Source organism: Actinoplanes sp. NPDC023936 (assembly GCF_040639325.1).
In the GTDB taxonomy this organism is placed as follows: domain Bacteria; phylum Actinomycetota; class Actinomycetes; order Mycobacteriales; family Micromonosporaceae; genus Actinoplanes.
In genome coordinates this window covers 132929-140407 of record NZ_JBEZZR010000023.1, presented here as the reverse complement: position 1 = coordinate 140407, position 7479 = coordinate 132929, and the positions used below count along the sequence as shown (strand labels likewise).

The 7479-nt window shown below is 70.8% G+C and carries 6 protein-coding genes; 5 read left to right on the top strand and 1 reads right to left on the bottom strand.

Annotated features, from left to right (window positions below):
* Positions 1–206: 206 nt before the first annotated feature.
* Positions 207–968: a class III extradiol ring-cleavage dioxygenase gene (locus tag AB0F72_RS26810; RefSeq protein WP_360436316.1), complete on the bottom strand. Its 762-nt coding sequence runs from the start codon at positions 966–968 to the stop codon at positions 207–209.
* A 468-nt stretch (positions 969–1436) separates the two neighbouring features.
* Here AB0F72_RS26810 and AB0F72_RS26805 point away from each other — a divergent pair, with 468 nt between their 5' ends.
* The 5 genes from AB0F72_RS26805 (at position 1437) to iolD (ending at position 7479) form a co-directional block, all read left to right on the top strand.
* A complete protein-coding gene (locus AB0F72_RS26805) occupies positions 1437–2051 on the top strand; it encodes a GPP34 family phosphoprotein (RefSeq protein ID WP_231859073.1) in 615 nt (204 codons plus the stop codon).
* Between the two features lie 151 nt (positions 2052–2202).
* Positions 2203–3711, top strand: coding sequence for an APC family permease (locus AB0F72_RS26800; RefSeq protein ID WP_360436306.1), 1509 nt, complete (start codon positions 2203–2205; stop codon positions 3709–3711).
* Positions 3708–4310 carry a GNAT family N-acetyltransferase gene (locus AB0F72_RS26795; RefSeq protein ID WP_360436304.1) on the top strand — a complete coding sequence of 201 codons (603 nt, stop codon included), beginning with the start codon at positions 3708–3710 and terminating at the stop codon, positions 4308–4310. Before AB0F72_RS26800 ends, AB0F72_RS26795 begins: the two co-directional genes overlap by 4 nt.
* A gap of 344 nt (positions 4311–4654) precedes the next feature.
* A complete protein-coding gene (iolB, locus tag AB0F72_RS26790) occupies positions 4655–5590 on the top strand; it encodes a 5-deoxy-glucuronate isomerase (RefSeq protein WP_360436303.1) in 936 nt (311 codons plus the stop codon).
* On the top strand, positions 5587–7479 hold the full coding sequence (gene iolD, locus AB0F72_RS26785) for a 3D-(3,5/4)-trihydroxycyclohexane-1,2-dione acylhydrolase (decyclizing) (RefSeq protein WP_360436301.1): 1893 nt from the start codon (positions 5587–5589) through the stop codon (positions 7477–7479). The genes iolB and iolD overlap by 4 nt, the downstream gene beginning before the upstream one ends.

The window sequence follows — 7479 nt, the reverse complement described above, 5'->3', positions numbered from 1 at the left end:
CTGCTCCCAGAACCGCACCTGCACCCCACGAGGCACCATCTTCCCCATCAAAACCCCTGATCAATCGAGTGTTGCAACCACTGATTGACTCCAAGCGCCCCGCAACCTGCCTGGACTACGGCTCGCGGAACCGAGCCGTAGCTGGTGCAGGAAAGGTCGCCGCGCCCACCCATAGTCGCGGCGATGGCGGCCCCCGTCGCGCGGGATCAGGCGGTTTGGAAGGAGCGCTTCGACAGGCCCATCCAGAAGCCGTCGACCGACTGCTCCGGTGCCGCCTCCGGAGCGCCCGACGCGCCCAGCGTGAGGAACATCGGCGCGAAGTGTTCGATCGTCGGGTGGGCGTAGGGCATTCCTGGCGCCCGGTCGCGGAACTCGGCGAGCTCGTCGACGGCGCCGCGGGCCAGAGTCTCGGCGGTCCAGGCGTCGAATTCGCGGGACCAGCCGGGCGCCGCCGCGTCGGGGCGCCAGTCGCGCAGGAACGGCAGGCCGTGCGTGGTGAAGCCGGAGCCGACGATCAGCACACCCTCGTCGCGCAGCGGGGCCAGCCGGGCGCCGAGGTCGAGCAGCTTGTCGGGTTCGAGGGTGGGCAGCGACATCTGCAGCACCGGGATGTCGGCCTCCGGGTACATCACGGTCAGCGGCACGTAGGCGCCGTGGTCGAGGCCCCGGTCGGTGCGGGCCACGGTCTCCGAGTCCGGCATCAGGGCGGCGACCCGGTCAGCCAGTGCCGGTGCGCCGGGGGCCGGGTACCGAACCTGGTAGTACTTCTGCGCGAAGCCGCCGAAGTCGTAGACGAGCGGCGCCGGCGTGGTGGCGCCGAGCATCAGCGGCGCGGACTCCCAGTGCGCGGACGCCATCAGGATGGCGGACGGCCGGGGCAGGCCGGCCGCGAGCTCCCGCAGCTGCGTGACCCAGGTGGGGTCGTCGACCAGCGGCGGCGCGCCGTGGCTGAGGAAGAGAGCGGGCATCCGCACGATGGCCTCCTTGAAGCTTCAACCTTTAGAGCACCAAGGTATCCCGGATTGTTTGACCGGGCAACTATCCGCAGAATCAGTAACTCTGTGTAGTTTTCCCAGGTTCATGATCACGCTGCGCAGAACTCCGGCGCGGCGTGGGAACGCCGCGCGAACATTTCGATCGTCATAAATATTGACCAATGGCGGCGGAGCCGGCGGTTTTATTGATCGACGCTCAAAGTCCCAGTCCAACACTGTGATCAACAACGCCTACTATGGACCCGACATTTGTCTCATCTGGACGTTGCGCCGGACGGCGAGAGCTGGCAGGCTACCTCCGGTCGCGCCGGGGGGAGCGCACAGTAATTGCTTCGTGATTCGTCACCACATTACTCAAGGTGAACAGCGCGGGCATTTCCCAAGGCGTCGAGAGGAGAACAGGCAGTGGCGTCCCCGCCGCAGCTTCCGCCCGCGGATGACTTGTACCTCACAGCTCACGACACCATTCGTGGCAAGTCCCTGCTGTCCCCGGCCACGCTCGGCCTCGGACTCGGCGCGGCTCTGCTCGGTGAACTGATGTTGTGGCGGCGCGTCGACCTGATCGAGACCGAACTCGTGGTCATCGACGAACGGCCGACCGGCGACGCCGCGACCACCGCCGTGCTGGAGCAGCTGCGCCGGGAAGCAGGGCAGCACGGCGTACGCAACTGGCTCGCCTACCTCTCCACCGGGATCGCCACCGACCTCGTCGAGCGCCGTCTCGCCCGGATCGGGCTGATCAAGCGGGTGGAGAAGCGCGGTCTGCTCAGCACGAAGGTCTCCTTCGTGCCGGCCGACTCGATGACGGCCGGCTGGCCCGCCACCCGCCTGCGCACCAAGGTCTCCCGCGACGAGGCGCTCGACGTGGCCGACCTGCTCCTCGCCGGTCTGATCCTGGCCACCGGCCTGGACCAGCACGTGCTCGCCACCCTGAACGCCCGCGACCGGGCCCGGCTGTTCGACCAGTTCCGCCGGCACTTCCCAGCCATGTTGCAGCAGCTCGTCGCGCAGGCCGAGGCGGCGGTCGGCGACGCGGTCATGGCCCGCCGGGCCTGAGCGCACCACCGGCGCCGGAAAGCACCACCAGCGCGCTTGAAGCACCACCAGCGCGCTCGAAGCACCACCGGCGCCTGAAGAAGCATCACCGGCGCCACACCCCCACATAGCGAATACACCCACCCCCGTAGAACAAACCCTGGAGTCCCGCGTGTCCTCGACCGCAACCCAACCCCCCGGAAGTCAGCTCTCCGACGCATTGGCCCGCGACCGCCTCGGCGTCGCCGCGATCGTCTTCTTCATGATGTCGGCGGCCGCCCCGCTGACCGTGGTCGCCGGCGTCGTGCCGACCGGCCTCGCCGTGACCGGCCTGACCGGCATCGCCATCGCCTTCCTCGCGGTCGCCCTCGTGCTGGCGGTCTTCTCGGTCGGTTACGTGGCGATGGCCCGGCACATCGCCAACGCCGGCGCCTTCTACGCCTACATCGCGCAGGGCCTCGGCAAGCCGTTCGGTGTCGGCGCGTCCTGGGTCGCGCTGCTGTCGTACAACATGTTCCAGGTCGCCTCGTACGGCGGTTTCGGCGCGATCGCCCAGCCGCTGTTCCTGGACTGGTTCGGCGTGGACCTCCAGTGGTGGGTCCTCGCCCTGATCGCCTGGGCGCTGGTCGCGGTCCTGGGCGTGCGCGACGTCGCCGTCAACGGCAAGGTCCTGGCGACGCTGCTGGTCGCCGAGATCGTCATCACCGTGGTCTTCGCGATCGCCGAGATGACCGCCGACGGCTTCACCCCGTCCGCCGACGCCCTCGACCCCGGCAGCCTCGTCGGCGCGGGCTCCGGTGCGCTGCTGGTCATGGCCGTCACCGGCTTCGTCGGCTTCGAGCAGTCGGTGGTCTTCAGCGAGGAGTCGCGCGACCCGCGCCGTACGGTCCCGCGGGCCACCTACGCCGCGATCGCCCTGATCGCCGTCACGTACGCGTTCGCATCCTGGGCGATGATCTCCGCGGCCGGTGACGACGTCGTCGAGCGGGCCGGCGCCGAGGGCCCCGAGCTCTTCTTCAACCTGGCCGCCGTGCAGCTCGGCGACACCGCCCTGCACCTCGGGCACATCCTGTTCCTGACCTCGCTGATCGCCGCGTCGATCTCGTTCCACAACATCATCGCCCGGTACATGTTCTCGCTCGGCCGGGAGGGCGTGCTGCCGCGCGCGTTCGGCCGTACCGTGCCGGGCACCGGCGCGCCGAAGAACGGCTCGCTCGCCCAGTCCGCGGTCGGCCTCCTCGTCATCGTGCTCTACGCGGTGTTCGGCTGGGACCCGCTGGTCCAGCTCTTCTTCTGGGGCGGCAGCGGCGGCGGCCTCGGCGTGCTGATCCTGGTCACCCTGACGTCGTTCTCGGTGATCGGCTACTTCGCCCGCAAGCCGGAGGGCGAGGACCTGCTGCACCGGGTGATCGCGCCGGTCGTCGGCTCGGTCCTGCTGCTCGTCATGACGTACCTGGCGTTCGACAACATCGCGGGCCTGCTCGGCGTCGAGTCCGGCAGCACTCCGGCGATCGTCGTGCCGGCGTCGTTCATCGTGCTGCTGGTCCTCGGCAGCCTCTGGGCCCTCTACCTGCGGTCGTCCCGTCCGCAGATCTACGCGGGCATCGGCCTCGGCGCCCGCAGTGCCACATCCGCCGGTGGCTTCTCGGCCGCGCTGAACGAGACGGAGTACCCCCGATGAGCGACCTCGTGATCCGCCGCATCCGCCAGGACGAGATCCCGGCCGTCGGCGCGATGATCTCCAACGCCTTCGACGACCTGGCCGCGAACCACTACCTGGTTCCGGTGCCGGCCGAGCGCGAGAAGGTGATGGCCGGCTTCTTCACCCTGGAGTCGGAGACCGCCTTCAAGCAGGGCCGGATCGAGGTCATCGACCACCCGGACGGAGGCTACGCGGCCGCAGCGGTCTGGTTCGACCGGGAGACCGACCTGCCCGAGGCCGAGGCCTACATGGAGCGTCTCGAGGCGATCGCCGGCGAGCACTTCGAGCGGTTCGGCGCCCTGGGCGAGCTCTTCGAGAAGAACCACCCGACGGACGCGCACTGGCACCTGGCCTTCCTCGGTGTCCGCCCGTCCGAGCAGGGCCGGGGCCTCGGCGGCGCGCTGATGAAGAACGTCCACGACGACCTGGACGCGAACGGCGTCGCGGCGTACCTGGAGGCCACGAACGAGAACAACGTGCGTCTCTACCGCCGTTACGGCTACCAGCCGATGGACCCGTGCGAGATCTACCTGCCGGACGGGACGGCGTTCTACCGGATGTGGCGTCCGGCCTCCTGAGGGCCGGGAAACCAACCAGCCGGGGTACGGGCAATCGCCCGCCCCGGCTTTTTGGTGTCAACGCGGGTATTGACGCGGCGAGCCTGGAGTAATTACATCGAAACCAGGTCCAACCCAGCGTTGCTGATCGGCTACCGCTGGGTGAACAACGCCCATGGTCGGCTGGAAGGACCCGCGCATGCCCGCAGACGAAGTGCGAGAGGGCGAAAGCCGGGTCCCCCGGTCCGCCGTGAAGCCGCCCCCCGGAGAGACCCTCGGGGCGGCGGTGACTCCGTCAGCGTTGCCGGAGGCCACCGCCGCCCCGCGGCACAGTGGACGGGCCGCTCCGCGGCAGAGAGCACGCCATGCGTGAGCACACCGGCTGGCCGACCCGCGACCAGCCGGTGATGAACACCCCGCGCGTCAACCCGCTGGTCCGGCGGGGCAGCTCCGCCGAGCGCCCGTACGACGTGATGGTCAGCCCGGAGAACGCCGGCTGGCACTACAGCGGCCTGCGCGTGGTGGCGCTCCCGGTCGGCGGCCGGGTCCGGTTCGTGACCGGGAACGACGAGATGCTGGTGTTGCCCCTGGTCGGGGGCTGCGACGTGGCCTGCGACGACGAGCGACTCACGCTGACCGGCCGCCGTAGCGTCTTCTCCCGGGTGACCGACTTCGCCTACCTGCCACGGGACAGCGTGGTCACCCTGCGCGCCCCGAACGGCGGCCGGTTCGCGCTGCCTGCCGCCCGCGCCGGCCGGAAGCTGCCGTTCCGCTACGGGGCGGCCGAGGACGTGCCGGTCGAGTTGCGCGGCGCCGGGCAGGCCAGCCGCCAGGTGAACAACTTCTGCACGCCGGAGGTGTTCGAGACGGACCGGCTGATCGCCTGCGAGGTGCTGACGCCGGGCGGGAACTGGTCGTCGTACCCGCCGCACAAGCACGACGAGGAGGGTCCGGGGGAGTCCTGCCTGGAGGAGATCTACTACTTCGAGGTCACCTCCAGCCCGGGCGGCGGGCCGGGCAGCGGGTACCAGCGCGTCTACGGCCACCCGGACCGCCCGATCGACGTCTGCACCGAGGTCCGCACCGGCGACGTGATCCTGGTGCCGTACGGCTGGCACGGCCCGTCGATGGCGGTGCCCGGCTACGACCTGTACTACCTCAACGTGATGGCCGGTCCGGGCGAGCGGCGCTGGGAGGTCCGTGACGACCCGGCGCACGGCTGGGTCCGCGGCCGCTGGGCCGGGCAGGAGATCGACCCCCGGCTGCCACTCACCTCGGTACGGGAGCGGAGGCGCCTGTGAGACACCGGCTCACCGTCGCGCAGGCGGTCGTCCGTTTCCTCTCCCAGCAGTGGACCGAGCGCGACGGCGCCGAGCGGCGCGCGGTGGCCGGCTTCCTCGGCATCTTCGGGCACGGCAACGTCGCCGGGATCGGTCAGGCGCTGCTGCAGGCGCAGCGGGACGGCCACACCGGTTCGGCGCGGTCGGAGATGCCGTACATTCTCGCCCGCAACGAGCAGGCGATGGTGCACACGGCCGCCGGGTACGCCCGGATGACGAACCGGCTCTCCACCCTGGCCTGCACCACCTCGATCGGCCCCGGCTCGACCAACATGCTGACCGGCGCGGCGCTGGCGACGGTGAACCGGCTGCCGGTGCTGCTGCTGCCGTCGGACGTCTTCGCGACCCGGGTCGCCACGCCGGTGCTGCAGGAGCTGGAGGACCCGCGGGCCGGCGACGTCTCGGTCAACGACGCGTTCCGTCCACTGTCGCGGTTCTTCGACCGGGTGTGGCGTCCCGAGCAGCTGCCGTCCGCCCTGCTGGCCGCGATGCGGGTGCTGACCGACCCGGCGGAGACCGGCGCGGTCACCCTCTGCCTGCCGCAGGACGTCCAGGCCGAGGCGTACGACTTCCCGGACGAGCTGTTCGCGAGACGGGTCTGGCACGTGTCCCGCCCGGCGCCGGATCCGCTGGCCGTGGAGCGGGCCGCCGCCGCGATCCGGGGCGCCTCCCGTCCGCTGATCATCGCGGGCGGCGGAGTGATCTACGCGGAGGCCTCGGCGGCGCTGGACCGGTTCGCCCGCGGGACCGGGATCCCGGTCGCCGACACCCAGGCCGGCAAGGGCGCGCTGCCCTGGGACCACCCGAACGCGGTCGGCGGGTTGGGCGCGACCGGCAACCCGGTGGCGAACCGGCTCGCCGCGCACGCCGACGTGGTGCTCGGCGTCGGCACCCGGTACAGCGACTTCACCACCGCGTCGCGCAGCGCGTTCCAGCACCCGGCGGTGCGGTTCGTGAACCTCAACATCACCGCGTTCGACGCCGGGAAGCTGTCCGCGCTGCCGCTGGTCGCCGACGCGCGGGCCGGTCTCACGGCGCTGCTGCCGCAGTTGTACGGGCGGCACTTCACCGGCGACGTCGCCGCCGAGGTGCGGCGCTGGCAGGAGACGGTCGAGAAGGCGTACCGGGGAAATCAGGGTGACCTGCCCACCCAGGCCGAGGTGATCGGGGTGGTGAACGAGGCGTGCGGCGCACGCGACGTCGTGGTGCAGGCGGCCGGCAGCCTGCCCGGCGACCTGCAGCGGCTGTGGCGGGCCCGGGACCCGAAGCAGTACCACGTGGAGTACGGGTACTCGTGCATGGGCTTCGAGATCGCCGGCGCGCTCGGGATCAAGCTGGCCGACCCGTCCCGCGAGGTGTACGTGCTGGTCGGCGACGGCTCCTACCTGATGATGGCCCAGGAGATCGTCACGGCGATCGCCGAGGGCGTGAAGCTGATCGTGGTGCTGGTGCAGAACCACGGGTTCGCCTCGATCGGCGCGCTGTCGGCGCAGACCGGCTCGCAGCGGTTCGGCACCGCGTACCGCTACAAGAACCCGGCGACCGGGGATTACGACGGCGCCCGCCTGCCGGTCGACCTGGCCGCGAACGCGGCGAGCCTGGGCGCCGCGGTGATCCGCTGCCGGACCGCCGCCGACCTGGCCGAGGGCTTGAAACAGGCCCGCGAGGCGGAGCGCCTCACGGTCGTGCACATCGAGACCGATCCGCTCGCCGAGGGGCCGTCCTCGGAGTCCTGGTGGGACGTGCCGGTCGCCGAGGTGGCCACCCTGCACAGCACCCGGCACGCGCACACCGGATATCTGGAGGACAAGAAGCGGCAGCGGCACCACCTGCGTCCCGGAGGCCGATAG